The sequence below is a fragment of the Streptomyces antioxidans genome (assembly GCF_000968685.2).
Taxonomy (GTDB): domain Bacteria; phylum Actinomycetota; class Actinomycetes; order Streptomycetales; family Streptomycetaceae; genus Streptomyces; species Streptomyces antioxidans.
Genome location: NZ_LAKD02000047.1, coordinates 109977 through 135993 on the forward strand (window position 1 = coordinate 109977; position 26017 = coordinate 135993).

The 26017-nt window shown below is 71.8% G+C and carries 26 protein-coding genes; 8 read left to right on the forward strand and 18 right to left on the reverse strand.

Annotation, left to right across the window (positions count from 1 at the left end; all coding sequences use genetic code 11):
* Nucleotides 1-62: 62 nt before the first annotated feature.
* The 6 genes from VT50_RS19250 to VT50_RS19275 all read right to left on the reverse strand — a co-directional run bounded on the left by VT50_RS19250 (nt 63) and on the right by VT50_RS19275 (nt 5255).
* Nucleotides 63-713, reverse strand: a complete 651-nt coding sequence (locus tag VT50_RS19250; RefSeq protein WP_046089344.1) for a DUF1700 domain-containing protein — start codon at nt 711-713, stop codon at nt 63-65.
* 156 nt (nt 714-869) lie between these two features.
* Entirely contained in the window at nt 870-1526 is a 657-nt protein-coding gene (locus VT50_RS39995; RefSeq protein WP_053048764.1) for a TetR/AcrR family transcriptional regulator, read from the reverse strand.
* A 140-nt stretch (nt 1527-1666) separates the two neighbouring features.
* On the reverse strand, nt 1667-2545 hold the full coding sequence (locus VT50_RS19260; protein WP_046089343.1) for a transporter substrate-binding domain-containing protein: 879 nt from the start codon (nt 2543-2545) through the stop codon (nt 1667-1669).
* A 223-nt stretch (nt 2546-2768) separates the two neighbouring features.
* Nucleotides 2769-3422 (reverse strand): bifunctional 4-hydroxy-2-oxoglutarate aldolase/2-dehydro-3-deoxy-phosphogluconate aldolase, encoded by a 654-nt coding sequence (locus tag VT50_RS19265; RefSeq protein WP_046089342.1) that lies wholly within the window; start codon nt 3420-3422, stop codon nt 2769-2771.
* Between the two features lie 228 nt (nt 3423-3650).
* Nucleotides 3651-4619 (reverse strand): sugar kinase, encoded by a 969-nt coding sequence (locus VT50_RS19270; RefSeq protein ID WP_046089341.1) that lies wholly within the window; start codon nt 4617-4619, stop codon nt 3651-3653.
* Nucleotides 4620-4826: 207 nt separating this feature from the next.
* A complete protein-coding gene (locus VT50_RS19275) occupies nt 4827-5255 on the reverse strand; it encodes a ribonuclease (protein WP_046089340.1) in 429 nt (142 codons plus the stop codon).
* A gap of 169 nt (nt 5256-5424) precedes the next feature.
* Here VT50_RS19275 and VT50_RS19280 point away from each other — a divergent pair, with 169 nt between their 5' ends.
* Together VT50_RS19280 and VT50_RS19285 are read left to right on the forward strand one after the other, a co-directional pair.
* Nucleotides 5425-6108, forward strand: a complete 684-nt coding sequence (locus VT50_RS19280; RefSeq protein WP_078840928.1) for a helix-turn-helix domain-containing protein — start codon at nt 5425-5427, stop codon at nt 6106-6108.
* Nucleotides 6105-6311 (forward strand): DUF6126 family protein, encoded by a 207-nt coding sequence (locus tag VT50_RS19285; RefSeq protein ID WP_046089339.1) that lies wholly within the window; start codon nt 6105-6107, stop codon nt 6309-6311. Before VT50_RS19280 ends, VT50_RS19285 begins: the two co-directional genes overlap by 4 nt.
* A 50-nt stretch (nt 6312-6361) precedes the next feature.
* Here VT50_RS19285 and VT50_RS19290 read toward each other — a convergent pair whose 3' ends face one another.
* Nucleotides 6362-7204, reverse strand: a complete 843-nt coding sequence (locus tag VT50_RS19290) for an AIM24 family protein (RefSeq protein WP_075200504.1) — start codon at nt 7202-7204, stop codon at nt 6362-6364.
* Between the two features lie 193 nt (nt 7205-7397).
* On the opposite strand from VT50_RS19290, the gene VT50_RS19295 reads away from it, so the two are divergent.
* A complete protein-coding gene (locus tag VT50_RS19295; RefSeq protein ID WP_046089357.1) occupies nt 7398-8240 on the forward strand; it encodes an SCO6745 family protein in 843 nt (280 codons plus the stop codon).
* An 88-nt stretch (nt 8241-8328) separates the two neighbouring features.
* Here the strand turns inward: VT50_RS19295 and VT50_RS19300 are convergent, their stop codons facing one another.
* Nucleotides 8329-8544, reverse strand: a complete 216-nt coding sequence (locus VT50_RS19300; RefSeq protein WP_420822206.1) for an EF-hand domain-containing protein — start codon at nt 8542-8544, stop codon at nt 8329-8331.
* Nucleotides 8545-9170: 626 nt separating this feature from the next.
* On the opposite strand from VT50_RS19300, the gene VT50_RS19305 reads away from it, so the two are divergent.
* Complete coding sequence (locus VT50_RS19305; protein ID WP_240529219.1) at nt 9171-9854, forward strand: hypothetical protein; 684 nt, start codon at nt 9171-9173, stop codon at nt 9852-9854.
* A 389-nt stretch (nt 9855-10243) separates the two neighbouring features.
* On the forward strand, nt 10244-10657 hold the full coding sequence (locus tag VT50_RS19310; protein ID WP_046089337.1) for a nuclear transport factor 2 family protein: 414 nt from the start codon (nt 10244-10246) through the stop codon (nt 10655-10657).
* Nucleotides 10658-10730: 73 nt separating this feature from the next.
* Here VT50_RS19310 and alc read toward each other — a convergent pair whose 3' ends face one another.
* The 4 genes from alc to VT50_RS19330 all read right to left on the reverse strand — a co-directional run bounded on the left by alc (nt 10731) and on the right by VT50_RS19330 (nt 15795).
* Nucleotides 10731-11885 carry an allantoicase gene (gene alc / locus VT50_RS19315; protein WP_046089336.1) on the reverse strand — a complete coding sequence of 385 codons (1155 nt, stop codon included), beginning with the start codon at nt 11883-11885 and terminating at the stop codon, nt 10731-10733.
* A 108-nt stretch (nt 11886-11993) separates the two neighbouring features.
* Complete coding sequence (gene allB, locus VT50_RS19320) at nt 11994-13337, reverse strand: allantoinase AllB (protein WP_206269434.1); 1344 nt, start codon at nt 13335-13337, stop codon at nt 11994-11996.
* Between the two features lie 118 nt (nt 13338-13455).
* Complete coding sequence (locus VT50_RS19325; protein ID WP_046089334.1) at nt 13456-14943, reverse strand: NCS1 family nucleobase:cation symporter-1; 1488 nt, start codon at nt 14941-14943, stop codon at nt 13456-13458.
* Between the two features lie 117 nt (nt 14944-15060).
* Complete coding sequence (locus VT50_RS19330; protein WP_046089333.1) at nt 15061-15795, reverse strand: aspartate/glutamate racemase family protein; 735 nt, start codon at nt 15793-15795, stop codon at nt 15061-15063.
* 299 nt (nt 15796-16094) lie between these two features.
* On the opposite strand from VT50_RS19330, the gene VT50_RS19335 reads away from it, so the two are divergent.
* On the forward strand, nt 16095-16886 hold the full coding sequence (locus VT50_RS19335) for an IclR family transcriptional regulator (protein WP_046089332.1): 792 nt from the start codon (nt 16095-16097) through the stop codon (nt 16884-16886).
* A gap of 845 nt (nt 16887-17731) precedes the next feature.
* Here VT50_RS19335 and VT50_RS19345 read toward each other — a convergent pair.
* Nucleotides 17732-18049 carry a DUF5955 family protein gene (locus VT50_RS19345; protein WP_046087547.1) on the reverse strand — a complete coding sequence of 106 codons (318 nt, stop codon included), beginning with the start codon at nt 18047-18049 and terminating at the stop codon, nt 17732-17734.
* A gap of 275 nt (nt 18050-18324) precedes the next feature.
* On the opposite strand from VT50_RS19345, the gene VT50_RS19350 reads away from it, so the two are divergent.
* Together VT50_RS19350 and aceB are read left to right on the forward strand one after the other, a co-directional pair.
* On the forward strand, nt 18325-18933 hold the full coding sequence (locus tag VT50_RS19350; protein WP_046087542.1) for a nucleotidyltransferase family protein: 609 nt from the start codon (nt 18325-18327) through the stop codon (nt 18931-18933).
* Nucleotides 18934-19056: 123 nt separating this feature from the next.
* Complete coding sequence (gene aceB / locus VT50_RS19355; RefSeq protein WP_046087541.1) at nt 19057-20676, forward strand: malate synthase A; 1620 nt, start codon at nt 19057-19059, stop codon at nt 20674-20676.
* Between the two features lie 65 nt (nt 20677-20741).
* On the opposite strand, the gene VT50_RS19360 is transcribed toward aceB, so the two are convergent.
* From VT50_RS19360 to uraD, 5 genes are all read right to left on the reverse strand, one after another.
* Nucleotides 20742-22583 (reverse strand): alpha-L-fucosidase, encoded by a 1842-nt coding sequence (locus tag VT50_RS19360; RefSeq protein ID WP_046087540.1) that lies wholly within the window; start codon nt 22581-22583, stop codon nt 20742-20744.
* Nucleotides 22584-22752: 169 nt separating this feature from the next.
* Nucleotides 22753-24123, reverse strand: a complete 1371-nt coding sequence (locus tag VT50_RS19365; protein WP_046087539.1) for an 8-oxoguanine deaminase — start codon at nt 24121-24123, stop codon at nt 22753-22755.
* 39 nt (nt 24124-24162) lie between these two features.
* Nucleotides 24163-25044 carry a factor-independent urate hydroxylase gene (gene pucL / locus VT50_RS19370; RefSeq protein WP_046087538.1) on the reverse strand — a complete coding sequence of 294 codons (882 nt, stop codon included), beginning with the start codon at nt 25042-25044 and terminating at the stop codon, nt 24163-24165.
* A gap of 5 nt (nt 25045-25049) precedes the next feature.
* Complete coding sequence (gene uraH / locus VT50_RS19375; protein ID WP_046087537.1) at nt 25050-25388, reverse strand: hydroxyisourate hydrolase; 339 nt, start codon at nt 25386-25388, stop codon at nt 25050-25052.
* Nucleotides 25388-25978 carry a 2-oxo-4-hydroxy-4-carboxy-5-ureidoimidazoline decarboxylase gene (gene uraD / locus VT50_RS19380; protein WP_075200414.1) on the reverse strand — a complete coding sequence of 197 codons (591 nt, stop codon included), beginning with the start codon at nt 25976-25978 and terminating at the stop codon, nt 25388-25390. The genes uraH and uraD overlap by 1 nt, the downstream gene beginning before the upstream one ends.
* Nucleotides 25979-26017 lie beyond the last annotated feature (39 nt).

Consider the following 26017-nt stretch of genomic DNA (forward strand, 5'->3'; position numbering starts at 1 on the left):
GCACAGGTGATCAGTCGGAACCGATAGCGCTGATGCTCACCGCCACGGCCGCCCCGTCGCCGTCATGTGCCCGCCCGCTCACGCAGCCGGGCCGCGGACCGGGCCAGCCGTATGGCGCCGGCCACGGGCAGGGTGAGCGCCATCAGCAGGGAGGCCACGAACGCGGGGGCGCTGATCCCGTCGAACGCCACGGAGAGCGCCACCGCCAGCACCGGCACCGTCACCAGGGGCGACAGGACGAACAGCGTGGCCTGCCGCTTCTCGCGCCGGGCCCATGGCGCGGACCGCCACAGCCGGACGAGCGCGCCGAGGGCGGCGACCAGCCCGAGGGGTATGCCCACGCCCGGGACCAGGCACAGCGGTACGGGCAGCACGGCGAGGCCGAGCGTCACCCAGGTGGCACCGGGGTCCTCCGGCTCGGGCGGGATGCTGCCGGACTCCTCGGCCAGCGCGTCCGCCGCGATCTCCTCAGGGGTTCCGATCCAGTCGAGCACCTGCCGCACCCGCTCATCTCCGATCGTGGAATCACCGTCTCCGGCGGCACCCTCGCCGAGGTCATCCGCCTCCGCGAGGTCGTCCGCGAGCGCCGCCGCGATCTCCTCGCGCAGGTCCTCAAGCAGCTCCTCCCGCCACGCGGCGGGAAGCGCCGCGGTCCGCCGCTCGACCGAGGACAGGAAGGTCCGCACGAGGGGGTGGCTGAGGGGACTGCTCATGTCGTCTCTCCGGGGCGAGGAAACGGTCACCGGTCCAGGGCGTCACAACCGGCATCCGCCAGCGTGTAGCACCCGCACGAGGGCCGCGCCCGGATTCGCGCAATTGCGCATCCCGCTGTGCTCGACCGGCTATTGGGGCCGAGCTGATGGGCCAGGCTAATGGGCCGCCGCTTCCCCCGCGCCGCGGGTCATCACCCGGTCCAGTTCGGCCCCGGTGAGCCCGTCGGGCAGCGGGCCGGTGTCGGGGCGGGCGCGCAGTCCGTCCAGGACGAGCGCGGCGATGCGGCGGGCGGCGCGTCCCCAGGCGTCGGGCGGGAGTTGGGCGTGGGCGAGCATCGCGCCGGTGACGACGAGGTCGGCGGCGGTGGCGTCGGGGCGGATCGAGCCGTCACCGACACCCCGCTTCAGGACCGCGGCCAGCGACCGGCAGATCCGCACACCGAGGGGGTCGGCCCCGTCCGCTGACAGCGGGCCGGGGCCGCCCAGCAGCGGCAGGGCGAAGTGGTGCCGTTCGGCGAGCACCCCGTGCAGGAATCCCGCCAGCGCGTCCAGCGGCGGCGCCGCGCTGGCCTCGGCCTCCTGGGCGAGTGCGGCCACGAGTTGGTAGGAGCGGTGGACGACGGCCGCGTACAGCTCCTCGCGGTCGGCGAAGTTCCGGTAGAGCGTGGCGATGCCGACCCCGGCCTCGCGCGCCACCACGTCCAGCGGTACGGCGGGCCCGTCGCGCAACAGGACCCGCTCGGCCGCGTCGAGGAGGGCGGCGCGGTTGGCGACGGCGTCCGAGCGGCGGCGCGCGGGCTGGGCGGGACTCATGGTGCCATCTTCCCGCTCCGGGCCCGGCCTGAGGGCGACGGACGCGAGAGTCCTACGGCGATGCCCAGATTTTCAGCCGCTCTGTCCCTCCCGCGTCCGCCGCCGCGTCACCACGGCATCATCGCTTCATCACCGCGGCATCATCGCTTCATCCACTCATCCTCGTACTTCTTGTACGTACCGTCGTGGGTGGCCAGATGGACCCACTGGTCGACGTACTCCTTGAACTGGGCGTCGCCGCGCGGCAGTACGTACGCCTTCTCGGAGAAGGAGAACGGCTCATCGGGGTGCACCGCGCACAGTTCCGGGTGGATCGCGGACTGGTAGCGGGTCTCGCTGGCGTCCGTCATCATCACATCGGCGCGGCCCGCGACGATCTCATCGAAGATCGTGGTGTTGTCCGGATGGACGGTGAGGGTGGCCTGTTTGATATGGGTCCGGGCGAACTGCTCATTGGTGCCGCCGGGGTTGACCACGACGCGTACGCCCGGCCGGTCGATCTCCGCCAGCTTCTGGTACTTGTCCTTGTCCTCGCAGCGCACGATCGGCGTCTTGCCGTCGGTGAGGTACGGCTCGCTGAAGGACGCCTTACGGGCGCGGTCGAGGGTCACCGACACTCCGCCCATGCCCACGTCGCAGCGTCCGGCGGCGAGGTCGTCCACCAGGGCGGCCCAGGTGGTGGGCACGTACTTCGGTTTGGCGTCCAGGCTCTTGGCGAGGTCCCCGGCCATCTTGATGTCGATGCCGGTGTAGGCGCCGGACGTGGGGTCGCGGTGGCTGAAGGGCCGGTAGTCGCCCGTGGTGCACACCCGAAGCACCCCGCGCTCGGGCACCCGGTCCAGCAGGGTGCCGCGCTGCTGCCGGGCGCGCTCGGCGGCGTTCGCCCGCGCCGACTCGGCAGGTGCCCGTTTCTGCTCCTGTGCGGTGGATTTCGAGCCCGTGCCCACGGCCAGCGCCGAACCGGCGGCGGTGGCGGCGAGCACGGCGGCGAGGGCGGACAGCGTGACGGTACGTCTCACGGCACCTCCTGGGCGCGGGCGGGCGGCCGCTACGAGCCGCGTGATCACAGCGCGCTCAGGGTGGCAGAAGTCCCGGCCCACGGGAAGCGGTCGGCCACGGGATGGGATACGGGGGGCACGGGCGCTGGGCGAACGCGGCGCCACAGCGGGGCCACCGCGGGGCGCGGTCCGTACGACCCGCACCGTCGCGCACCGGCGCCGCGCGGGGCGCCTACCGACGGGGTCAGTACGGCTCGTGCGGCGGGTCCAGCGGGGGCGCCACATCCGCGAGGCGGGCCAGCAGTTCGGCGGCGCGCTTGCCCACGGTGTCCCGGTCGCCCTCGGACAGTGCCGAGCCCATGCCGCAGGCGACGGCCCCGGCCGCGACCCACTCCGGGGCCTCGGCCAGCGTGACGCCGCCGGTCGGGACCACGGCGGCCTGGGGCAGCGCGGCCCGTACGTCGCTGACCCATCTGGGCCCGTAGGCGGAGGCGGGGAAGAGCTTCAGGGCGTCCGCGCCCAGCTCCATCGCGTGCACCGCCTCGGTGGGCGTGGCCACGCCGGGGAAGACCGGCAGGCCGTAGCGGTGGCCGGTGCGGATGACCTCCGGGTCCAGGCTCGGCGAGACGAGGAAGCGGGCGCCCGCGTCCACCGCCATCCGGGCCGAGGCGCCGTCGAGCACCGTACCCGCGCCGATCACGGCGTCATCGCCGACCTCCCGGATCAGGGTGGTGACCGCCTCCAGGGCGAAGGGCGTGGTCAGCGAGATCTCCAGGCTGGTGATACCGGCGGAGAGCAAATTGTCCGCCGTGGCGTGGGCGTGGTCGTAGCTGTCGCTACGGACGATGGCGAGGACGCGCTGCACAAGCGCGGCCCGGGTGATCTCCCAGCGGTACACGGCGGTCGCCGCCTTTCCTCTCCCAGGTGCTGCTGGCGATGCCGCCCCGGATTGCCTCCGGGATATGCGGCGGTTTCGGTGTGCGATGGACGATACGCGGTGCTGTGCTGCGCTTGGTGTAGCGGTATCTGGGCTGTCCGTCTTACCGGTGCTGCTCTGGCTGCGCTGTGCTGTTGTGGGGTGCGCGGCCTCCGCGCTCTTCGGGCGGGCGTGGCTGCCGCGGTCGGTTCAGCGGTATGCCCCGTCCCCGGTCTTGGAGAACTCCGCGAGCGCCCGGTCCCGCGCGGCGGCGGTGGGCAGCCCGTCCGTATCGGTGGCGGCCTGGACGACCAGGGCGGCCACGCACGCCGCCTCGGCGAGCGCCTGGTCCACGCGCAGCCCGCGCAGCCGCGCCGACAGATAGCCGGCCGCGAAGCCGTCACCGGCGCCGATCGGATCGACGACCGGCACCGCGTGGGGCGACTGGTCCCAGCCGCCGTCCGCGGTGAGGACGGTCGAGGCGTGGTCGGCGCGCTTGATCACGACCTCGTCGGCCCCGCCGCGCAGCAGCTCCCGCGCGGCCTCGTCGGCGGGTTGGGCGGTGAGCAGCTCCAACTCCTCCTCGCCCGCGAGGACGATGTCGGCGTCCCGCAGCAACGGCCCCGCCGTCTGGGCCCACTGCGCCGCGCCGCCGAGCTTGTGCCGTACGTTCGGGTCGAAGGACACCTTGGCCCCGGCCTCGCGGGCCAGCTCCACCAGGCGGCGGCTCGCGGCGGCCGCGGTCGGCGAGAGCATGGGGGTGATCCCGGAGAGGTGCAGCAGTTGGGTGCCTGCAAGGGCCTCGGGGCGTATCTGCTCGGGCGTCAGCCGGGAGGCGGCCGAGCCCATGCGGTAGTACTGCACATCGATGGCGCGGTACGCATGGCTGTCCCGCATCAGCAGCCCGGTGGGGGCGTGGTCGTCCACGATCGCGTGGGCGACGTCCACGCAGTCGGCGCGGAGCTCGCGCAGCACCGCCTCCCCCGCGGGGTCGGCGCCGACCCGGCCGAGCCAGCGCACACCGTGCCCGAGCCGGGCGAGGCCCACGGCCACATTGGATTCGGCCCCCGCAACCGACCTGCGGAAGTGCAGGGCCCGGTCGAGCGGAACCCCGGGCTCGGCGAGCAGGAGGAGCATGGCCTCCCCGCATGTGACCACTTCCGGACCCTTCGTCACCATGCCTCCCCGCACGTCCGCTGCTACCGAGACGGTATCCGGAAGCAACGAGGATGGCCCCCGTGGGGTTCCCGTGGACGCGGCCGGGAACGGGGCGGGGACTGGGGCGGGCGAGGTCCGGGCACAGCACCACGGCCGCCGCCCCGGTGGGGGCAGCGGCCGCGGTTGCGGGGGGTGGCGGTCTTCGGGACCGGGCTTCGGTGGGCCGCGTCAGCAGCCGTGGTCCACCAGGTCGAACGAGGCGTAGTGGTCCGCGGTGTAGTAGTCCTCGTCCGTCTCCTGACCGGTGACGATGCGCCGGGCGCCACGGTCGTCGGAGCCCGGGGTGATCACGGTGTACTCGTGGTAGTAGCCGGAGGACTGGGACGGAAGGACGCCTTCACGGTTCTGGAAGACGGTGCCGTCCTGCGGGAACGGAAAGGGGCCGCCCTTCTCGATCAGGTCCAGGGTGTCATGGGCCTGGGAGGGCAGATCCGAGTAGCAGATATCACCAACGGCGGCGATGACCTGCGACGACGCAACGGTCTGCGCTACCGCCGGGGTGACGGCGGTGGCCGCGGTGGCCGTACCGCCGATGAGCAGCGTCGAGACGAGGGCGCCGAGGGCACCGATGCGGGCGATCCGTGGGGGGATTGTCATAGACCTAGCATGACGCGCGTAGACGCTGTCGTGTCAATGCCAAGTGACGGCCGTTCTCGGGGAGTTCACAAGAACTGCGCGAAGCGCCAGAGATGGTAACGGATGCTTAACTTTTGCCTCTGGGGCAAAACTTTTGCCCCAGAGGTCAGGGGCTGGCTATACCGGAGACATGAACCCGCTCCCCCACGGGCCCGCCGAGTGGCCCACGGACGGACCGGCCGACGGTGACCCCGGCGGACCGTCCGCCGAGCTGCCCACCGTCGCTCCCCGCCTGCGTGACCTGCGGCGGCGCAGCGGTCTGACGATCGAGGCCGCCGCCCACCGGGTGGGGCTCTCCCCCGCGCATCTGTCCCGGCTGGAGACGGGCCGCCGCCAGCCCTCGCTCCCGATGCTGCTGGCCTTGGCCCGTACCTACGGAACCACGGTATCCGACCTGCTGGGCGAGGTGCCCGCGGAGCGGGACCCGGTCGTACGGGCCGACCGCATGGCGGCGCAGGAGGCGGGCGGCTGGACCTACTGGCAGGCCGGGGGCTCCGGCCGGGCCATGCAGGCGCTGCGGCTGCACGTACCGGAGCGCTCCGCCGCCCAGGAGGACCTGGTGCGGGTCCACCCCGGCGAGGAATGGCTCTATGTCCTGGGGGGCCGACTGCGGCTGACGCTCGGCGAGGCCGTGCACGCCCTCTCCGCGGGCGACGCGGCCCATTTCGACTCGCTCACCCCACACCGCATCGCCGCCGCCTCACCCGGCGGCGTGGATCTGCTCTTCGTCCACACGCTGCTGCGGAGCGGCGCGGCCGAGCTGTGCCTCGGCGCCGCCACCACCGCTCGCCGAGGAAGGCCCGGTACGCCATGAAGGACGCGAACGACACGGGTGCGGGTACGGGCACGGCCGGCGCCCCGAAGGACCCCGCGGCCCCGCCCCGGTCCCGTACCGGCCCGGACGAGGAGGACCGGGCGCCGATGACCTTCACGGTGCGGGTCTTCATCTACCTCGTGGGCGTCCACTTCATCGCCGCGTTCCTCTTCTTCCTCTTCTACGTGGCGGGCGCGAAGTAGACGGGCGCGAAGTGGGGGAGTCAGCGGGCCGTGTGGCCCACGGCCGCTCGTCACCCCGCGTGGGTGGAGAACATCCCGCCCGTCGGCCCCTGCTTGTCGCCGCCCTGCGCCTTCTTCAGGGCGTTCGCCAGGCCCTCGATGGTGAGCGACTGGAGGATCACCCGACCGTTGCCCTCCAGCGTGGCCAGCAACAGGCCCTCACCGCCGAAGACCGCGTTCATCAGCCCCTGGCGGTTGAGCCCGCCGATGCGCTGCACGCCGTACTGGATGCCTTCCTCGAAGGCCACGATGCAGCCCGTGTCGACCTCGATCCGGCCGCCGAAGTCGGCCGGGTTGAGGTCGATGAAGTTGCCCGCACCACAGATGATCACGGTGCCGTGCCCGGTGAACTTCTCCAGGATGAATCCCTCGCCGCCGCTGCGCCCGGTCTTCCCGCCCTGGAAGGCGATCCCGAACTCCACGGTGGACTCGGCCGCCACGAAGGCGTCCTTCTCGGCGAACCACGCCCGCACCCCGTCCAGCTCCAGCGCCCGCATCTCACCGGGCAGTACCCCCGCGAAGCCGACGGTGCCCTCGCCGCCGGTGGCGGTGAAGTACTGGAACGCCAGCGACTCCCCCGCCAGCGCCCGCTGCCCCACCTGCATGGCGGTGCCCATGGCCTGGCGCAGCATCCCGCCCGCACCACCGCCCGCACCACCGCCCGCACCGCTGCCGCCCCCGCCACCGCCTCCGGCGGACTGACCGCCGCCGGGCCCGGACAGCCGGGTCTCCATCGTCACGTTCGCCGTCTTGAACAGGAACTTTCCGGCCTCGCAGTAGACGGTCTGCCCCGGGTGGAGGGTGCAGACCGCCATCTGCATGGCGTTGCCGACGATCTCTTGCCGCAGAGTCACAGCCGCTCTCCTCGAGGGTCGCGCCAGGTGGTGCCGGGTGGTGTCATCACCGGACATCCGGGTCAACGTCCGACCCGGACCACCCGGTTCCGTGAGCTTGGCACAATGCCGTCCGTGGTCCGGCCCCGGGTCGACGCCGAAGGGAGCAGGAAACGTGGAGACGAGCACCAGCGCCGCGACGACCGCCCGCACGATGTGGGCCCTCTACGAGCCGATCCACGCGGTCGCGTACTTCGCCCCGGAGGCCCTGGCCGCGTACGAGGACGCCGGGCTCCGCGGCTTCTGGCGCGGCTATTTCGCTGGCCGCGCCGCGCCCCTCGGGCCGGTCGGCCCCGAGCCCGTCGTGGCGTCCTTCTTCACCTTCGCCCCCGCGATGGTGGCCCGCGCCCTGCCCGACGTCTGGTCCCTGACCGCGCCCGAGCGCGCCCTGGAGCTCCGCCGCGCGGGGGCCACTGCGGCCCTCACCCGGCTGCTCGCCGGACACGAACGCGAGGTGGAGCGCGCCGCCGAGGCCCTGGTCCCGCGCGCGGCCGGGCTGGACGGCTCCGGCCGGGTGCTGGCGGCCGCGAACGGCGCACTGGACTTTCCCGACAAACCGCTCGAACGGCTGTGGCATGCGACGACCCTGCTGCGCGAGCACCGCGGCGACGGCCATGTCGCCGCCCTCGTCGCCGCCGGGCTCGACGGCTGCGAAGCCCTCGTCCTCCGTTCCGCCGTGGACCTCCCCCGCGCCGAACTCCAGCCCCACCGCGGCTGGACCGACCAGGAGTGGCACGCCGCCGCCCAGCGCCTGACCGACCGCGCCCTGCTCGCCCCGGACGGCGCCGCGACGGCGACCGGACGCGACCTCCTCGGCACGGCGGAGACCGCGACGGACCAGGCGGCGGAACGCCCTTGGCGCCCGCTGGCCCCCGAGCAGGTGACAACCCTGACCGAACTCCTCACCCCCCTCACCACCGCCTGCGCCACGGCCCTGCGCTTCCCCAACCCGATAGGGGTCCCGAGGCCGGTCGGGGTCCAGAAGCCGACGGGCTGAGCGGTCAGGCCAGGGGGCGGCACCCCGCGCGTTCCGGGCGGGGTGCGGGAACGCACGCCGTGCGCGGGGTGAGCCGGAACGCCCGTGGTCAGTCCGCGAGACCCCGCATCGGGGCCCAGAACTCCTCGAACGACATCGTGCCGTCGCCGTCCATGTCGAGTACGTCGATGAATTGCTGCGCCTGTTCGTCGGTGAGGTGCTCACCGCGCAGCTCGGCGACGACCTGCTGGTATTCCTTAGCGGTTATCCGCCCGTCGGCATCGAGGTCGTACGCGTCAAAGGCCTTGCGCGCGGCCGCTTGCATGTCCGCCACGTGAGTTCGCCCCTCCTCGTTGGATGTTGTGCGATGTTACTGCGCATCGATCGCCCACAGCACGCCGGAGCGGACGTGCGCCGGGCCGGCCAGCTGGCCGGCAGGACACCGATGGCCAGGGAGGGCAGGGCGAACATGGCGAGTCGCGCCAAGGGGCCGGGGCCGATGCCCAGCACCATCGGCATCCTGGCGGCCATCGTCACCCACAAACCGAACACCCCCAAGGAACCAGCCTTCGGGCCGACACGAGTGGAACGGGCATGCCGCGAGGCGGGAGATGGGTGGAAGACGGATATTCCCGCCACCGTGCGGGAGAAGATGGCTGTCATCCGTGTCCTAGCCCGGGACCAGGCGGTGGCGGCGCAGGCGGTCGGAATCCCAGCGGAGGTCACCGTGGTTGCGGTTGCGGCCGTGGACACACAGCCGGTAGTCGCCGGGCCCGGGGCAGGTCCTCTCAAGTCTTCACCGCCCGGAACCTGTTGCTCAGCCTGCGTGGCTTCTGGCGATGGTTGAGCGGCAACGAGCCACCGGCACACCGGAATAGCCGACTGGATTGACCACAGGAAGGTGCCAGCATGACCGCTTCTAGGGCGCCCCTAACCCGGGACAGCCTGCGGGTGAAGATTGCCGTGCAGAAGGTGCGGCTGGCAGGTACGGAGTACCGTGTGATCCGGCCAGCCAGACCGCTGAAGAACGGGGCGCTTTACCGGGCCGGTGTCCATTACGAGATGTATGTGGACCGGACGGACGGCAGACTCATCGGCACACTGTGGCTGCTCGCAGCACGATCACCGCGATCGTTGGTCTACCTGCCGATGCGTACTGCTCCGGCCGTAGGTATCGGCGAGCAAGACGGGCAGCCACTCGACCTCGTGCTGGCTCCCCGCACAGCGCAGCTTCGTCCTTCGCGCTGGAAGCGAATCCGGGAGCATCTCAACACGGGGAACACCGTCCGAGAACTCCGCACCGCCAGTGTGCCGGAGCGAGACCTTCCTGACCTCGATGCTGACTACACCATTCCGGACAAGCCGAAGGAGGCGAAAAAGTTCATCCTTCGCAAGGACATTTACGCCGAGACGCTGCTGCTGACGGGCGGGACCGCAGCCTTCCGGGAAGGAGCCAAGAAGATATTCGCCGTCACAAAACATGGGCCTTCCGCCGCCGCAACGGGATTTTACCAGCCAGTCGGATGCAACTACCATGTTTGCCGAGCCATCTACGACTGGGGCTTCGACAGAACTCCCAACTTGAGCGAATGGGAACAATTGCACGTAGCGTTCTGTCCACAATGGGCAAGGTGACGAAGACAGGCAAAAAGCGAGTCATCAGGTCATCCGCCGTGTTGAGAGACTCGCCCGCGATGCGCCGTTCGGCGGTCGCCTTGTCCTTGATCCGACCGGCCACCCGGGTATGTCGAGGCGGCGCAGCGCGATATCGCAGAAATCATGCGCCCGTCAGCACCTTTGGCTCAGCGCTGGAGCTCCGCGAAGCGACGTCAAGCGGCCCGCACGCTACTTGGCCCGGAATCGTCGGCCGCAGGTTGACTCTGGAGCCGGAGTGAGGCGTGCGGCGTTACGCCTCCCGCGAGCTGCCGCCCTCATTCGGATACGGTTGACCGTCACATATGGGTACGCGCGAACGGGGCTGCGACGTGTCCCGAAAGACGTGCGCCGGGCCGGAGAGGACGCATGTGTCACTCACACTTGAAGATCGCTTGGCCATCACCGAACTGATCTCGTTGCATGGTCACTTCGTCGACGACGGACGCCTGGACCGGTTGGAGGAGCTGTTCACCTCCGACGTGGTCTACGACGTCACCGACTTCGGCCAGGAGCCGATGTTGGGAGTGGCCGCCGTCCGGGAGGCGGGATGGGCGCTGGGAGCCGCCAACCCCGTCGCGCATCACGTCACCAACATCGTCCTCACGGCGTCGGCGGACGGCCGGGTGCAGGCCCGGTCCAAGGGGCTGGGCGTCAGGGCGGACGGCTCCTGCGGTTCCGTCTCCTACGACGACACCGTCGTGCGCACCGCTGACGGCTGGCGGATCAGCCATCGCAAGATATCGCCACGCCGTACCCCCTTGGGCGGGCTGGCACAGACATGAGTACCGCCGCGAGATCAAGGGACGACCCGGCGCGTGTTCGGTCGGGGCCTCATGAGGGCCATCGGGGTGGGAGCTAGCCGGTCAGGTCCGTGTGGCGGGTGGCGAGGTGGCGCGCGCCGTGTTCGGTCAGTGAGCCGTGCAGCCGCAGGCGGGCCACGCCGCCGTCCGGGTGGATGTCGATCCGGACGTGGGTCACCGGCGGGGCCGCGTCCAGGAGGAAGCGGTGGACGGTGTCGGGCTGGAGGCGGGTGCGGGGCAGTAGTTCGGTCCACGCCGGGGCCGTGTGGTCGGCCGGGTCCGCGCCGGTCGTCGCGTCGAGGCCGTACAGCGCCGCCCAGCCCGGTGCGTTGCCCTTGTAGCAGCCGGTGTCGATCTCCACGGCGCGGATGATCCCCTGGGCGGCGAGGCGGTAGCGGACCCAGTCGTGGCCCGTATCGCGGCGGCGCCGGGTCTCCCAGCCCTCGTCCATCCGGCGGGAGCGGCCCGGCCCGATGGAGTTGGCGGGCGGGGAGTAGAAGCGGTCGGAGGCGTCCTCGGCCGCCCCGCCGTGCTCCAGCGCCACCAGGTCGAAGGTGCCGAGCGCGGCGAGCCAGGTCGGGTCGGGGGCGGCCTCGCCGTGGACGCGGATGCGGGCGATGCCGCCGTCGGGGTGCTGCTTGAGGCGGAGGTGGGTGAAGCGGCGGCGGACGGAGACGGGGAAGCCGTTGGCCGCGTGGCCGCCGATCCGCGTACGGGGGACGAGTTCCGTCCATACGACGCCTTCGGCGAGGAGTTCGTCGGGGGACGGGGTGCCGTCCACCGCCGTCGCCTCGACGCTCACCGCGCGCGGGTAGTTGCCGCGGAAGTGGGCCGTGTCCACGACGATGCCGTGGATGGCCCCGGGCGCGCCGAGGCGGATCAGGGCCCAGTCGTGGTCGTCCTCGGCCGGATGCGGGGTGTCGGCCGAGGCCCCGCGCCGCCGCCGGGTCTCCCAGCCGTCCATGACCTTGCCCTTGTGGCCGAAGGACTCGGGGTCGAAGCGCGGCGCTTCGGGCTTCAGCAGATTCTCGCGCTCGGCGAAGAACTCGTCGTTGGCCGCGATCACGCTTCCGCCGAGCCGCCGGTCGGCGAGGTCCACGAGGTGGGTGAAGGGGAGCTCGGCGGTCCGGTAGTCGGCGTACGGATCGCCGCCGCCGTACGGGGCGGCGTCGCCGGTGAAGCGGGGGGTCGGCGCGATCGGCGCGGTCATGTGCGGGCCTGCCTTTCCGTCGGCGCGGTCATGGAGTCATGGGCGGATCGGACCGTCCAGCGGTGTGGTCATGGCGTCATGGGCGGGCCGGAACGTCCAGCGGCGCGTTCATGTCCTTGGCCGCCTCTCCAGGAGTCGGCCGGTGGGTTCCGTCGGCGTGCCGTGGTCGGCGATCTTCCGGCCGCGCAGCCATGTGGACCGTACGACGCCGTGCAGCGTTCTGCCCGCGTAGGCGGTGACCTGGTTGCGGTGGTGGAGGGCGGCGGGGTCGACGGTGAAGGTCTCATCGGGGGCGAGGACCGCGAAGTCGGCGTCGCGCCCGGCCTCGATGGCGCCCTTACGGTCGAGACCGACGAGCGCGGCGGGCCCGGTGGACATCCAGCGGGCCACGTCGTGGAGGGTGTGACCGCGCCGCCTGGCGGCCGTCCAGACGGCGGGGAGCCCGAGCTGGAGCGAGGAGATGCCGCCCCAGGCGCGCCCGAAGTCGCGGACCTTGAGGTCGGCCGTACAGGGCGAGTGGTCGGAGACGACGCAGTCGATCTCCCCGGCCGCCAGGCCCGCCCACAGGGCGTCCTGGTTGGCGGCCTCCCGTATGGGCGGACAGCATTTGAACTCCGTGGCGCCGTCGGGGACTTCCTCCGCGGTGAGGGTCAGGAAGTGCGGGCAGGTCTCCAGGGTGATCCTGACGCCCTTACGGCGGGCGTCGGCGATCAGCGGCAGCGCGTCGGCGGACGAGAGGTGCAGTACGTGGACGCGGGCGTCCAGCTCGCGGGCGAGGGCGATGAGGCCCGCGATGGCCTCGTTCTCGGCGGCGCGCGGGCGGGATGCGAGGAAGTCGGCGTAGCGCGGGCCGGTGGGCGGCGGGGCGCCGTCGATGTGGCGGGCGTCCTCGGCGTGGACGATGAGCAGTCCGTCGAAGCCCGCGATCTCGCGGAGGGCGGTCCGGAGCTGGTCGGGGGCGAGGGGCGGAAACTCGTCCACGCCGGAGGGGAGCAGGAACGCCTTGAAGCCGAGGACGCCCGCGTCGTGCAGCGGCCGCAGCTCCGGGGCGTTCCCGGGCACGGCGCCGCCCCAGAACCCGATGTCGACATGGGCCGCCCGGCGGGCGACGGCCCGTTTGACGTCCAGGGCCGGGACGGTGGTGGTCGGCGGGACGCTGTTGAGCGGCATGTCGACCAGGGTGGTGACGCCACCGGCCGCGGCGGCGCGGGTGGCCGGGCCGAACCCCTCCCATGCGGTGCGGCCGGGGTCGTTGACATGGACGTGGGTGTCGACCAGGCCGGGGAGCAGGACGTCGTCGCCGAGGTCTTCGAGCCGCGCCCCGGGCGGTACGGCGGCGTCATACGGCAGGACGGCGGTGATCCTCCCCCCGGCGGTGGACACGGTGGCCGCGCGCATGCCGTCCGGGGTGATCACCTTGGTCGAGCGCAGCAGCAGCCCCACGTCGGACACCGACACCCTCCTCGCCCTCTGTTCCGAGAGTGCCCCTCGTATCCCGAGGTCGCCCTCTATGGCCCGAGTTTCCGTCAAATGGAATCAACTTTTTGTTGAAGTCTTCGTTCCGAACTTTTCACTCCGCCGTCGGCCCGGTCAAGACCCCGTCCGCCCTGACCCCCGAGGGAATCGGCATATCGGTCAGTTCACCGCGGGTGCGGACCTTCGCGCATCTCAGGGCATAGATCCCGCCGCCGATAACCATCCCGAAGACCCAGGAGAACGGGGCCACGTCCTCGAACCCCTCGACCAGGGCGAGCACCGCCGAGACCGCTGCGGAGGGCACGAAGGCAATGATCGCCTCGGGGTTGAAGCCCCCGCGGTAGTAGTACGCGCCCGCCTTGTCGGCGCTGAAGAGCGCGTCGACGTCGATGTGTCCGCGCCGCACCAGGTAGTAGTCCACGAGGATGACGGCCACCATCGGGCCGAGGAAGGCGCCGAGTGCGCCCAGGAAGTACTGGATCACGACCGGGCTCGAGTAGAGCTTCCACGGCATGACCACGATCGCGAGCACCGCCGTGATCATGCCGCCGCGCCGGAAGTCGAGGTACTTCGGCGCGAGGTTGGCGAAGTCGTATGCGGGTGAGACGAAGTTCGCCACGACGTTGATCCCGATCGTGGCGATCATGAAGGACAGCGCGCCGATCACCGTGACCGCAGGGTTGTCGATCCGCGCGATGACCTCGACCGGGTCGGAGACCGCCTGCCCGAAGACCGAGATCGTGCCCGCCGCCATCAGGACGGAGACGACGGCGAAGGCGGTGAAGTTCACCGGCAGCCCCAGCAGGTTGCCGCGCCGGTACGAGCGGTGGTCCGGGGTGAAGCGGGCGAAGTCGGCGTAGTTGAGGACGAGGGTGAGGAAGGTGGCGACGGTCAGGCTGACCGCGATCAGGCTCTGGTGGAGCTGTTCGCCGCCGCTCAGCCCGGTCAGGCTGCGGGTGAGCGAGATGTCGCCGCCCGCCTTGGCGATCAGCCATACGGCGAGGGCGAGCATGACCAGCCAGACCACCGGGCCGGTGGCGAAGTCCTGCACCCTGCGGATGAACTCCATGCCCCGGGTGAGCAGCACCGCCTGCAGCAGCCACATCACCAGGAAGGCGATCCAGCCGAGGGTGGACAGGCCGAGGACGGAGTTGTGGTCGTATGCGGCGAGCGAGGGCGCCAGCTGGACGCCGAGGAGCACCAGGGCCTCGGAGGCCAGCCAGGTCTGGATTCCGTACCAGGCGACCGCCATCACCGCCCGCAGCAGGGCGGGGATGTTGGCCCCGTACACACCCCAGCTGGCACGGGCCAGCACGGGGAAGGGCACTCCGGTGCGGTGGCCCGCGTGGCCCATCCGGTTCATGAACCAGTGGAGGATGGTGACGCCTGCCAGCAGCGACAGGAAGACCTCCCAGGTGGGCAGCCCGATCACGAACAGACTCGCCGCGAAGGCGTAGTTGCTGATCGCATGGGTGTCGGACATCCACATGGCGAAGATGCTGTACGTCCCCCACTTGCGCTCCACGGCGGGCGCGAGGTCGTCGTTGTAGAGACGGGGATCCGGCTTGGCGGGTGATGCCATGGCGCCCTCCACAGAATTCGCACGGAAAATCTTTTCCGCATGACGGTGCCGTGCAGGTGTTGCCGTTCGATTACACCGGCATTGCCCGTGGATTCGCCCCCGGACCCGCTCGTGAGATCAGGACGGGCGGGCGCTGACCGGCCAGCCGCCGATGGCCTTCGGACGGGGCGGGGCGAAGGAGCGCACTTTGCTGGTGGAGAGACCGAGCCCGACCACCGACTCGGCGAACCGCACCGCGGCGGCGACGCCGTCCACGACGGGGACCCCGCCCAGCGCCGCCGAGACCCGGTCCCGCAGCCCGGCCATGCCACCGCACCCCAGGCAGATCACCTCGGCGCCGTCCCGCTCCACCGCCTCGCTCGCGATCCGCACGACGGCCCCCACGGTCCGCTCCGGATCCGCCTCCAGCTCCAGGACGCCGAGGCCGGTGCCGCGCACCGCCGCACAGCGCCCCAGCAGGCCCGCCGTGAGCAGCCGGTCCCGGATCTGCGGCACGGCCCGGTCGAGGGTGGTGACGACGCCGTAGGAATGGCCGAGCATCATGGCCATCTGGGCGGCGGATTCGGCGATGTCGAGGACCGGTACGTCAAGCAGCTCCTGCGCCCCCTCGCGGCCCGGCTCGCCGAACCCGGCCATGACCAGGGCGTCGAAGGGCTCGTCATAGGTGGCCAGTCGGTCCAGTACGGCGGCGGCGCTCAGATACCCCTCGAAGTGGCCCTCGATCGACTCGGGCCCCCACAGCGGCTCGGTGGCCACGATCTCGGTACCGGGGCTCGCGCTCGCCTCCGCTATGGCGCGGATCGAGGCCGTCATGGAGGCGGTGGTGTTGGGGTTCAGCACGAGGATGCGCATGGGGCTCCCGGAGCGGTTCCGTATGGCGATTCCGTACAATGAAAGTTGGTTTTCGAGGCGCAGAACGTAATCAGCTACGCCACCGGCGTCAAGGGAGCCCCGCATTCCGGAAGCGGTCGGGGCGTGACCGGGGTCCGGCCGGGGCCCGGCCGGTCCGCATACCGGCCGTGACCGGCGCCGACCGCGTTTCCAAGCCCCCTGTGGGCACCGCCGCGGACGGGTAGGCTGCCCGTGGCCGGTCGGCAGCGGATCGTCACCGCGTGCGGGCCGGTGCCGACCGCTGGGAAAGGAACACCGACGTGCCGTCCGCCGAGTCCAAGACCGCCGCCACCACCGCCGGATCCGGTGGCGTCCAGTCCCTGGAGCGCGCCTTCGATCTGCTGGAGCGGATGGCCGACGCCGGGGGCGAGGTCGGACTGAGCGAGCTCTCCACCAGCAGCGGGCTGCCGCTGCCCACCATCCACCGCCTGATGCGCACGCTGGTGGCCTGCGGCTACGTCCGCCAGCAGCCCAACCGCCGCTACGCCCTCGGGCCCCGGCTGATCCGGCTCGGCGAGAGCTCGTCCCGGCTGCTGGGCACCTGGGCGCGGCCGTATCTGGCGCGGCTGGTGGAGGAGACCGGCGAGACCGCGAACATGGCGCTGCTGGACGGCGATGAGGTGGTGTACGTCGCGCAGGTGCCCTCGCGCCACTCGATGCGGATGTTCACGGAGGTCGGGCGGCGGGTGCTGCCCCACACCACGGGCGTCGGCAAGGCGCTGCTCGCGGACACGCCCCCGGAGGAGGTACGCGCCCTGCTGGCCCGCACCGGCATGCCCGCGGCCACCGAGAAGACGATCACCTCGCCGGATGCGTTCCTCGACGCGCTGCGGCAGGTGCATGAGCACGGCTACGCGGTGGACGACAACGAGCAGGAGCTGGGTGTACGCTGCCTCGCCGTCTCGGTGCCCGACTCCCCCGCACCGGCGGCCATCTCCATCTCGGGCCCGGCGGGCCGGGTGACCGACGAGGCCACGGAGCGGATCGTGCCGATCCTGAGGGAGGTCGCGGCCGAGTTGTCGGGTGCGCTGGCCAGCACGGGGTCCGCCTAACGGCGGGCGGCACGCCACCCAGCACCGATATGCGGCTGCGCCGCGTGGCCGGGGCTCCGCCCCCCGGCCCGGGGTCTGGGCAAGCCCCGACTTCGGCTGGCAGCACCGCCGCACGAGCTGATGCCGCGCTCGACGCACACGCCCCGGCCTCCGGCGGGTCCTCCCCCACCCCGCCCCTTCCCGCAGCACCGATATGCGACTCCGCCCCGCGGCAAGGGCTCCACCCCTGGACCCCGGTACCTGCGGCGGGACCCGACGCCGCGGGCGCGGGCGGGGATAGCCCACCGCAGGCGTCACGACCCGCCCCTTCCCGCAGCACCGATATGCGACTCCGCCCCGCGGCAAGGGCTCCACCCCTGGACCCCGGTACCTGCGGCGGGACCCGACGCCGCGGGCGCGGGCGGGGATAGCCCACCGCAGGCGTCACGACCCGCCAGACCCCCTCAGCCGCTGCTGGTCGGGAGCGCCCAACCCCACCCGGCGCGAGCCCCACCGCACGAACCTCCGCTCCGCCTGGCGCAAGAGGGAACACCCACCCGCCACCGGACGGGTCGGGAACGAGCCGACTCCGTACGCAGGCCGGGTGCACCCGGCGACCGGCACGAGCACGGCCGCCCGAGCCACCGCCCGACGCGAGCCAGACCCCCCAGACCACCGCCCGGGCACAAGCCCAACCGCACGAACCACCACCCGGCGCGAGCCGGACCACCCAGACCTCCACCCGGGCGCGAGCCCAATCGCACGGGCCGCCGGTCGGCGTGGGGCGGATCGTCTGGTCTGGCGGGCCGCGCGTGCGGGGGTGCCGGGGCGGGGTGGCCGTTGGGCGGTGACCGTTAGGTGGGTGGTCAGTCTCTGCCTATGCCCGTCCTGGGCACGCTGCCGAACTGGTCGATCGCCGCGCGGACGCTCGTCAGGGCGGGGCCCAGTGCGCTGACCGAGCCCAGGGCTCCCGCGATGAGGAGCAGTGAGCGGCGCAGCCGGTGCAGCTCCGGGGCGCCGGTGCGGGCCATGGCGTCGAGCGCGGCCAGTTCGTCGTCCGCGATCGCCCGGTCGGGTAATTCCGCGGGGTGAGCGGCGAGGTCGCGCCTGAGCCGGGCCACGGCACGGCGCAGTTCGGCCGCCCTCGGATCGTCCTCGGTGCCCGCCACTCGCCTGACTTCCACGACTGCGGCGCCCTCCACTGACAAGGCGCCGGGATCGCCCCAGAGCCTCGCGCCATCGTTGGCCAACACTGCCCTTCTCCCCTTCGCGCCCTCTCGCACGAGCCTGCCCCCTCTCCCGCATGACCGCCCCAACCCTCCACCTCGCGTGGATTCGGACACAAGGGGCCGCGGATCAGTTAACGCCACTCAGTGCACGACGCGCTATACGGAGAGCGAAAATCAGACCGGCTGGGATGAAGCCCCCGCACGGCCCTGATGTGCGGTAAGCAGGGCCCATGGAACGCACAACGGAGGACTCCGCGCAGGTCGCCGGGATCGTACTGGCGGCCGGAGGTGGTCGGCGACTGGGCGGGCGGCCCAAGGCCCTTTTGACGCATCGGGGGCGTCCGCTGGTGGAGCGCGCCGCGCACGCGCTGCGGGAGGGCGGCTGCGCGCCGGTGCACATCGTGCTGGGCGCCGCGGCCGGGACCGTACGGGCGCGGGCGCGGCTGGAGGGGTACGTCGTGGTGGACAACCCCGACTGGGAGGAGGGCATGGGCTCCTCACTGCGGGCCGGGCTCGCCTCACTGGCCGGTACGGGCGCGGCAGCGGCGCTGGTCGCGCTGGTGGACCAGCCGGGGATCGGCGCCGGGGCGGTGGCGCGGGTGGTGGCCGCGTACCGCTCGCCGTCCACTCTGGCGGCGGCTTCGTACGGCGGGGAGCGGGGGCATCCGGTGCTGTTCGGCGCGGACCGCTGGGCGGGTATCGCGGCGAGTGCGGTCGGCGACCGGGGGGCACGCGCCTATCTGCGGGCGCACCAGTCCGCGATCACGCTCGTGGACTGCTCGGATATCGCCCGTACGGACGACATCGACACTCCCGGGGACTTGACGCTGTTGGAGTGAGGGGCCCGACGGACAAGGCGACAGTTCAACAGAACATTGAACTTCCACCATGAGAAAATTACTATCCACAGGTCAGAGGTACCGCGAGCGTCCAGCCGAGACTCGCCCAAGGAGTGACAGCCCATGTCCGCACCAGCGCCGTCCCCGCTGGCCATCGTCGACGCCGAACCGCTGGAGCGTCAGGGAGAGGTGCTGACCGACGCGGCCCTGGCCTTCCTGGCCGAGCTCCACCACCGCTTCACCCCGCGCCGGGACGAACTGCTCGCGCGCCGCGCGGAGCGCCGCGCCGGGATCGCCCGCACCAGCACCCTGGACTTCCTCCCGGAGACCGCCCATGTCCGGGACGACCCGGACTGGCGGGTAGCCCCGGCCCCGCCCGCGCTCGAGGACCGCCGGGTGGAGATCACCGGCCCCACCGACCGCAAGATGACCATCAACGCCCTCAACTCCGGTGCCAGGATCTGGCTCGCGGACTTCGAGGACGCCTCCGCCCCGACATGGGCGAATGTGATCGGCGGTCAGCTGAATCTGATCGACGCCTATGAGCGCCGGATCGACTTCACCTCCCCCGAGGGCAAGAGCTACGCACTGCGGCCCGACGACGCGCTGGCCACCGTCGTCCCCCGGCCGCGCGGCTGGCACCTCGACGAGCGCCATCTGCGCGATGCCGAGGGCCGCCAGGTCCCCGGCGCCCTCGTGGACTTCGGGCTGTACTTCTTCCACAACGCCCGCCGGCTGCTCACCCGGGGCCAGGGGCCGTACTTCTACCTCCCCAAGACCGAGTCCCACCTCGAGGCCCGCCTCTGGAACGACGTCTTCGTCTTCGCACAGGACCACCTCGGCATCCCGCAAGGGACGATCCGCGCCACCGTCCTCATCGAGACGATCACGGCGGCGTACGAGATGGACGAGATCCTCTACGAGCTCCGCGACCACGCCTCCGGGCTCAACGCGGGCCGCTGGGACTACCTCTTCTCGATCATCAAGAACTTCCGCGACGGCGGCCCCCGTTTCGTCCTGCCGGACCGCAACGCGGTCACGATGACCGCCCCGTTCATGCGCGCCTACACCGAACTGCTCGTCCGCACCTGCCACAAGCGCGGCGCGCACGCGATCGGCGGCATGGCGGCCTTCATCCCCTCGCGCCGCGACCCGGAGGCCAACGCCGTCGCGTTCGACAAGGTCAAGGCCGACAAGGACCGTGAGGCCGGGGACGGCTTCGACGGCTCCTGGGTCGCCCACCCCGATCTGGTCCCGGTGGCCCGCGCCTCCTTCGACGCGGTCCTCGGCGACCGGCCGCACCAGAAGGAGCGGCTGCGCGAGGACGTCCACGTCACCGCGGCCGAGCTGATCGACATCGGCTCGCTCGAGGCCAAGCCCACCCACCAGGGCCTGCGCAACGCCGTACAGGTCGGCATCCGCTACATCGAGGCCTGGCTGCGCGGCCTCGGCGCCGTCGCGATCTTCAACCTGATGGAGGACGCGGCCACCGCCGAGATCTCCCGTTCCCAGATCTGGCAGTGGGTCAACGCGGGGGTCGTCTTCGAGGACGGTGAGAAGGCCACCGCCGATCACGTCCGTAAGGTCGCCGCGGAGGAGCTGGCGGCGATCCGCGAGGAGGTCGGCGAGGACGCCTTCGCCGCGGGCCGGTGGAACCAGGCGCACGATCTGCTGCTGAAGGTCGCGCTGGACGAGAACTACACCGAGTTCCTGACCCTGCCCGCGTACGAACTGCTGGGCTGAGCCGCCGGTCCCGTGCGCGGAAGGGCCCCGGACCGCCACCGCTGCGGTGCGGGGCCCGGCCGTCGCTACGGGGTGTAGAGCTGGGCGCGCGGCACGATCTGCTGGGGCACTCCGGGGCTGGACCACAGCAGCTTCATATGGGCCTCCCCGGTCTGCTCGGTGTACTCGATCCGGATGGCGTGCCGGTGGCCGGCGCGCAGTGCGACGGTCGCCTTGTCGACCTGTGGACCGTGCGGGGTGGTGGCGTCGATGACCAGGCGGCCGTCGATCCACACCCGCGCGGTGTCGTCGGAGACGGCCGAGAGCGTGTAGGTCTCGCTGTGCCGGGGCTGGAGGTAGCCGGTCCAGCGGACACCGAAGTGGTCGGCGGGGACGTCGGCGGCCGGGGAGCCGGAGAACCGCCAGGTGTGGTTGACCGTCGGATCGGTCCGGGTGACGGCGGGCGGCCCGGTGAAGGTCTCATTGGCGAAGACCTCCTCCCGCAGCCCTTGGCCCCGCCCCTGGGGTGCGGCCGGGGCCGGTTCCACCGTCAGCTCGATCACCGAGGCGATGTCGCCGACCGGGCCTCCGGCGGGGGTGAGGTCGAAACCGTCGCCCGCCTTCGCCACCCCGACCCGCTGTCCGCTGCCCAGCACCCGGGCGCCGGTCACCGTGAACGGCGCCTTCGCGGTGAGGTGGAGCGGCTGACCGGCGGCGGGCCAGGAGGTGACGGACGCGTAGAGCCGGTTGCCCGACCGGCTGACCGCGCCCCAGGACGGCTCGTCCACCAGCCCGGTGGCCCCGGCCCCGTACACCGCGCGGCCCTGGCCGGAGGTCCGCAGCCAGGAGCCGATCTCGCGCAGCCGGTCGACCGAGGGCTGGGGAACGCGACCCAGTCTGTCCGGGCCGACGTTCAGCAGGTAGTTGCCGCCGCGGCTCGCGATGTCGAGGAGGTTGCGGGTGAGGGTGGTGGGCGACTTCCAGTCCTGGTCGTACGCGGCGAAGCCCCAGTGGCCGTTGAGGGTCATACAGCTCTCCCACAGCTGTCCGTCCACCGGCGCGTCCGGGATCTCCTGCTCGGGCGTGCCGTAGTCGCCGTCCACGACGCGCCGCTTGCCGACCCGGTTGTTGGTGATCAGATCGGGGTCGAGCCCGTGCAGATAGGTCTGGAGCCGTTCACCGTCCTGGGCGGACCAGCGGTTGGTGGGGTCGTCCGCGTCCCACTCCCCGTCGAACCAGAGCAGCGCCGGGTGGTAGTTGTCGACCAGCTCCTTGAGCTGGGCGTACATCCGCTTCTCATAGCGCGGGAAGGTGGCCGGGTCGGCGAAGTCGGGGTCGTGCCAGTCCCAGATCGAGTAGTAGAAGCCGAGTTTGATCCCTGCGGCGTCCGCGGCGGACTTCAACTCGGCCAGGATGTCGCGGCGTTGGTCGAACGAGGAGTGGTCCCGCAGGTTCCAGCCGTTCTGCTTGGTCGGCCACATCGCATAGCCGTCGTGGTGCTTGGAGGTGATGACGATGTAGCGCTGCCCGGCGTCCTTGGCCGCCTTGACGATGGCCTCGGCGTCGAAGGACGCGGGGTTGAAGTCCTGGGCGGCGTCCTCGTACTCGTCCACCGGGATCTGGCAGTTGCGCTTGATCCACTCGGCGTCACGGCAGACGGTCCCGTCCGCCCGCCGGTATTCGCCCTCCAGCTGGGAGTAGGCGCCGAAGTGGATGAACATCCCGAAGCGGTCCTGCCGCCACCAGGCGGTGCGGGCGGAGGTGAAGGGGTCGTCGGTGGCGTAGTCGGTGCCGGGCCCCGGCTGCCGTGCCGTGGCCGGTGCCGCGGTGGCGGCGGGAGGGCCGTTGAGGATCGTGGCCAGCACCATGCCGAGCAGAAGGCTGAGCGCTCGGAGGGGGATGACGGCCCGTCGTCTGGACGTACGCATGGCGGCTCCTGTGCTCGTGGGTGGTCGGACAGGAGGGCTGGCCAGCCGCGTACGGGAACCTAGAGCCGGAAAGGTGGGATGTCAACGGGGCGCGAAGGACTAGAAAGGCCGTTGGTGACGACCATAAGGCGGCCATCCCGGCGATCCATCCGATGTATCGGCTAAGCGTTCAGTCTTCTTCCGCGATATGGGCCAGCCGCCGTGCCTCGGTACGGGCCTCCCGTGCGATCTGGTCCTCGTCCACGGTGAGCAGCCTGCCCGACTCCACTACCGGAGCGCCGTTCACCAGGGACAGGGTCACCGGGGCCGGGGCGCCGAGGACGAGGGCCGCGACCGGGTCGGCGATGGACGAGTGGCCGAGCCCGTCCAGCTTCCACAGCACCAGGTCGGCCAGTTTGCCCGGCTCCAGCGAGCCGATCTCCCCTTGGCGGCCGAGCACCCGCGCACCGCCGTAGGTGCCGAGGCGCAGCGCCTGACGGACGTTCAGCGCCTTCTCGCGGTGGCCGCCGAGCCGGTTGATCAGCAGCGCGTTGCGCAGTTCGGTGTGGAGCTCACCGGATTCGTTGGAGGCGGTGCCGTCCACGCCCAGGCCGACCGGCACGCCCGCGGCGAGCAGATCGGGGACGCGGGCGATCCCGGCGGCGAGCCGGGCGTTGGACGAGGGGCAGTGGGCCACTCCGGTGCCGGTCCGGGCGAACGCCCGGATGTCGGTGTCGTTCATGTGGACGCAGTGGGCCATCCACACGTCCTCGCCCAGCCAGCCGGTGGATTCGAAGTAGTCGGTCGGCCCCATCCCGAACCGCTCGTGGCAGAACTTCTCCTCCTCCACCGTCTCCGAGCCGTGGGTGTGCAGCCGTACGCCCCTGCGGCGGGCCAGCGCCGCGGACTCGCGGAGCAGTTCGGTGGTGACGGAGAACGGCGAGCAGGGCGCCACCGCGATCCGCAGCATGGCGTCGGGCGCCGGGTCGTGGTGGGTGTCGATGGCCGCCTCGGTGGCGGCCAGCGCCTCCTCCGTGGACTCCACGGCGAAGTCCGGCGGCAGCCCGCCGTCGGAGGTGCCGAGGTCCATGGAGCCGCGGGCGGCGGTGAACCGCACCCCCAGCTCACGGGCGGCGCGGATCTCGGCGCCCAGCAGATCGCCGCTGCCGCGCGGAAAGACGTAGTGGTGGTCCATGGCGGTGGTGACCCCGCCGCGGACCATCATCGCGAGCGAGCCGCGGGCCGCCGCGTGGACCATCGGCTCGTCGATCCGCGCCCAGACGGGGTAGAGCGCGACCAGCCAGTCGAAGAGGTTGCTGTCCTGGGCCAGGCCGCGGGTGAGCCACTGGTAGAAGTGGTGATGGGTATTGACCAGGCCGGGCGTGACCAGGTGCCCCGTGCCGTCGACCCGGCGGACGACGCCCTCAAGACCCTCGGGTGCGCGCCCCTCGCCCACCGACTCGACGCGGTTGCCCGCGACGACGACATGGCCGGAGGCGTACTCGGTGTCGTGGGCGTCCACGGTGGCGACGGCGCAGTTCTCGATGACGATGCGGTTCACGGAGCGTGGCCTTCCGTCGGGTCGTTCGGCGGGATCCGGTCAGTCGGTGGGGATCCGGGGCTCGGCGCCGTCCCGCAGCACGGTGGCCTCGATGAGCCCGTACGGCCGGTCGGCGGCGAAGTAGACCTCGTTGTCGTTGGTGAGGCTGAAGGGTTCCAGATCGACCAGGAAGTGATGCTTGTTGGGCAGCGAGAGCCGTATCTCGTCGATCTCGGGGCGGTGCTCGATCACCCGCGCGCCCATCTGGTACAGCGTCTGCTGGAGCGAGAGCGAGTAGGTTTCGGCGAACGCGCTCAGCAGTTGGCCGCGCGCGCCGGCGTGGGCCAGGTCCCAGTCCGGCGCCGGCCGGGCGTCCTCGCTCCAGCCGTACCGCCAGCGGGCGTGCACATCGGTGGCGAGGATCCGGTCGCGGGCCTCCGGGAGCGTGGTGTACCGGTCCTTCACATAGCCCCAGAACTCGGAGTCCGTGGTGTTGAGTACGGTGAGCCCGGTGAGCCCGGAGACCACCTCCCAGCGCTCGCCGTCGAAGGTGATCTGGGCGGTGCGGACCTCCTGGCCGCGGCGGACGAAGGAGTGCTCGGCGCTCCCGGCCGTCGCGATCCGCTCCCAGGCGTACTCCTCCACGCGGACGCGGGCGCGGTGGATGGGCTCCTGGCTGGTGACGAAGTGGCGGGCCAGCCGGATGCCGAACTCCTCGGCCGTGTCGATGCCGTGCTCCTTGGCGAAGGCGTACACGGTGTTCTTGGTGGTGTCGGTCGGCAGGACGTTGGCGTTGCCGCCGGAGAGGTGGACCTCCTCCATCGCGCCGGAGAGCGCCACCGAGACATTGAGGTCCTTGAGGTGGTGCACGGCGCCGTCGCGCACCACCCGGACGACGCGGGTTTCGGCTTTGCCGTAACTGTTCGGGCCGAGCGTGGGCATCGGTGCTAGCTCCCTCGGTAGACGGAGTAGCCGAACGGGGTGAGCAGCAGCGGTACGTGGTAGTGCTCATCCGGCTCGACGGCGAAGGCGACCACGACCTCAGGGAAGAAGGCGTGGGTCAGATACGGCCCGGTCTCGAAGCGCAGCCGCGCGTGGGTGGTGCCCTCGGGGAGGGCGGGCAGGTCCCCGCAGCGCCCGTCGGCGTCGGTGAGGGAGTCGGCGTGCGCCCTCCACTCCGCGCCCGGCCCCGGACGCACGGCCAGCTCGACGACCACGCCCACGGCGGGGCGGCCGATGCTGGTGTCCAGGATGTGGGTGGACACCGAGGTGGCGCCGCTCGCCATCACCGCTCTCCTTCCGCCGGGGCCCGCGGGGCCTCCAGGGTCTCCGACGCCGCTTCCGCCGGCGTTCCTGTCAGCGCTTCCTCCGGCGTTCCGGCCGGCGTTTCCGTCAGCCGGGTCAGCCGGATGCGGTTGATCTTTCCCAGTTCGGTGCGGACGATGTCGCGCTCGGTGTCGGCGTCGTGCCGGATCCGCGCGCGCAGCGCGGCCAGCATCTCCTCGCCGGTGCGGCCGGTGGCGCAGATCAGGAAGACATGGCCGTGGCGCTCCTGGTACGCGAGGTTCAGCTCCAGCAGCTCCGCGCGCTCCGCGTCCCGTACCCCACTCTGCTCCCGGGCCGAGGCGGCGTCGCCCGGCGCGGGCCGTCCGATGGGCGGATGCGCGGCCATCGCCTCGGCCAGGTCGGCGGCGGTCAGCTGGGCCATGGCCGCGTCGGAGGCGTCGAGCAGCTTCCCGACCGTGGCGTACGGCCGCCCGGCCGCCACCGCCGCGCCCCAGGTCCGGCTGGCGCACACCGAGCTCAGCAGCGCGGCGGCGGCCCGGTCGTCCGCCGCGTTGAACCGGGCCAGCCCCGGAGGTGCACTCGAAGTCACTCCCGCAAGCTAGGAGGCCCCCTCGCCGGACGTCAACAC

What these genes read in the sequence shown, in the direction of transcription:
- VT50_RS19250 (WP_046089344.1), bottom strand. Translation starts at nt 713, where the DNA reads ATGAGCAGTCCCCTCAGCCACCCCCTCGTGCGGACCTTCCTGTCCTCG.
- VT50_RS39995 (WP_053048764.1), bottom strand. Translation starts at nt 1,526, where the DNA reads ATGAGTCCCGCCCAGCCCGCGCGCCGCCGCTCGGACGCCGTCGCCAAC.
- VT50_RS19270 (WP_046089341.1), bottom strand. Translation starts at nt 4,619, where the DNA reads ATGGTGACGAAGGGTCCGGAAGTGGTCACATGCGGGGAGGCCATGCTC.
- VT50_RS19275 (WP_046089340.1), bottom strand. Translation starts at nt 5,255, where the DNA reads ATGACAATCCCCCCACGGATCGCCCGCATCGGTGCCCTCGGCGCCCTC.
- VT50_RS19280 (WP_078840928.1), top strand. Translation starts at nt 5,425, where the DNA reads ATGAACCCGCTCCCCCACGGGCCCGCCGAGTGGCCCACGGACGGACCG.
- VT50_RS19285 (WP_046089339.1), top strand. Translation starts at nt 6,105, where the DNA reads ATGAAGGACGCGAACGACACGGGTGCGGGTACGGGCACGGCCGGCGCC.
- VT50_RS19295 (WP_046089357.1), top strand. Translation starts at nt 7,398, where the DNA reads ATGTGGGCCCTCTACGAGCCGATCCACGCGGTCGCGTACTTCGCCCCG.
- VT50_RS19300 (WP_420822206.1), bottom strand. Translation starts at nt 8,544, where the DNA reads ATGCAAGCGGCCGCGCGCAAGGCCTTTGACGCGTACGACCTCGATGCC.
- alc (WP_046089336.1), bottom strand. Translation starts at nt 11,885, where the DNA reads ATGACCGCGCCGATCGCGCCGACCCCCCGCTTCACCGGCGACGCCGCC.
- VT50_RS19325 (WP_046089334.1), bottom strand. Translation starts at nt 14,943, where the DNA reads ATGGCATCACCCGCCAAGCCGGATCCCCGTCTCTACAACGACGACCTC.
- VT50_RS19330 (WP_046089333.1), bottom strand. Translation starts at nt 15,795, where the DNA reads ATGCGCATCCTCGTGCTGAACCCCAACACCACCGCCTCCATGACGGCC.
- VT50_RS19350 (WP_046087542.1), top strand. Translation starts at nt 18,325, where the DNA reads ATGGAACGCACAACGGAGGACTCCGCGCAGGTCGCCGGGATCGTACTG.
- aceB (WP_046087541.1), top strand. Translation starts at nt 19,057, where the DNA reads ATGTCCGCACCAGCGCCGTCCCCGCTGGCCATCGTCGACGCCGAACCG.
- VT50_RS19360 (WP_046087540.1), bottom strand. Translation starts at nt 22,583, where the DNA reads ATGCGTACGTCCAGACGACGGGCCGTCATCCCCCTCCGAGCGCTCAGC.
- pucL (WP_046087538.1), bottom strand. Translation starts at nt 25,044, where the DNA reads ATGCCCACGCTCGGCCCGAACAGTTACGGCAAAGCCGAAACCCGCGTC.
- uraH (WP_046087537.1), bottom strand. Translation starts at nt 25,388, where the DNA reads ATGGCGAGCGGCGCCACCTCGGTGTCCACCCACATCCTGGACACCAGC.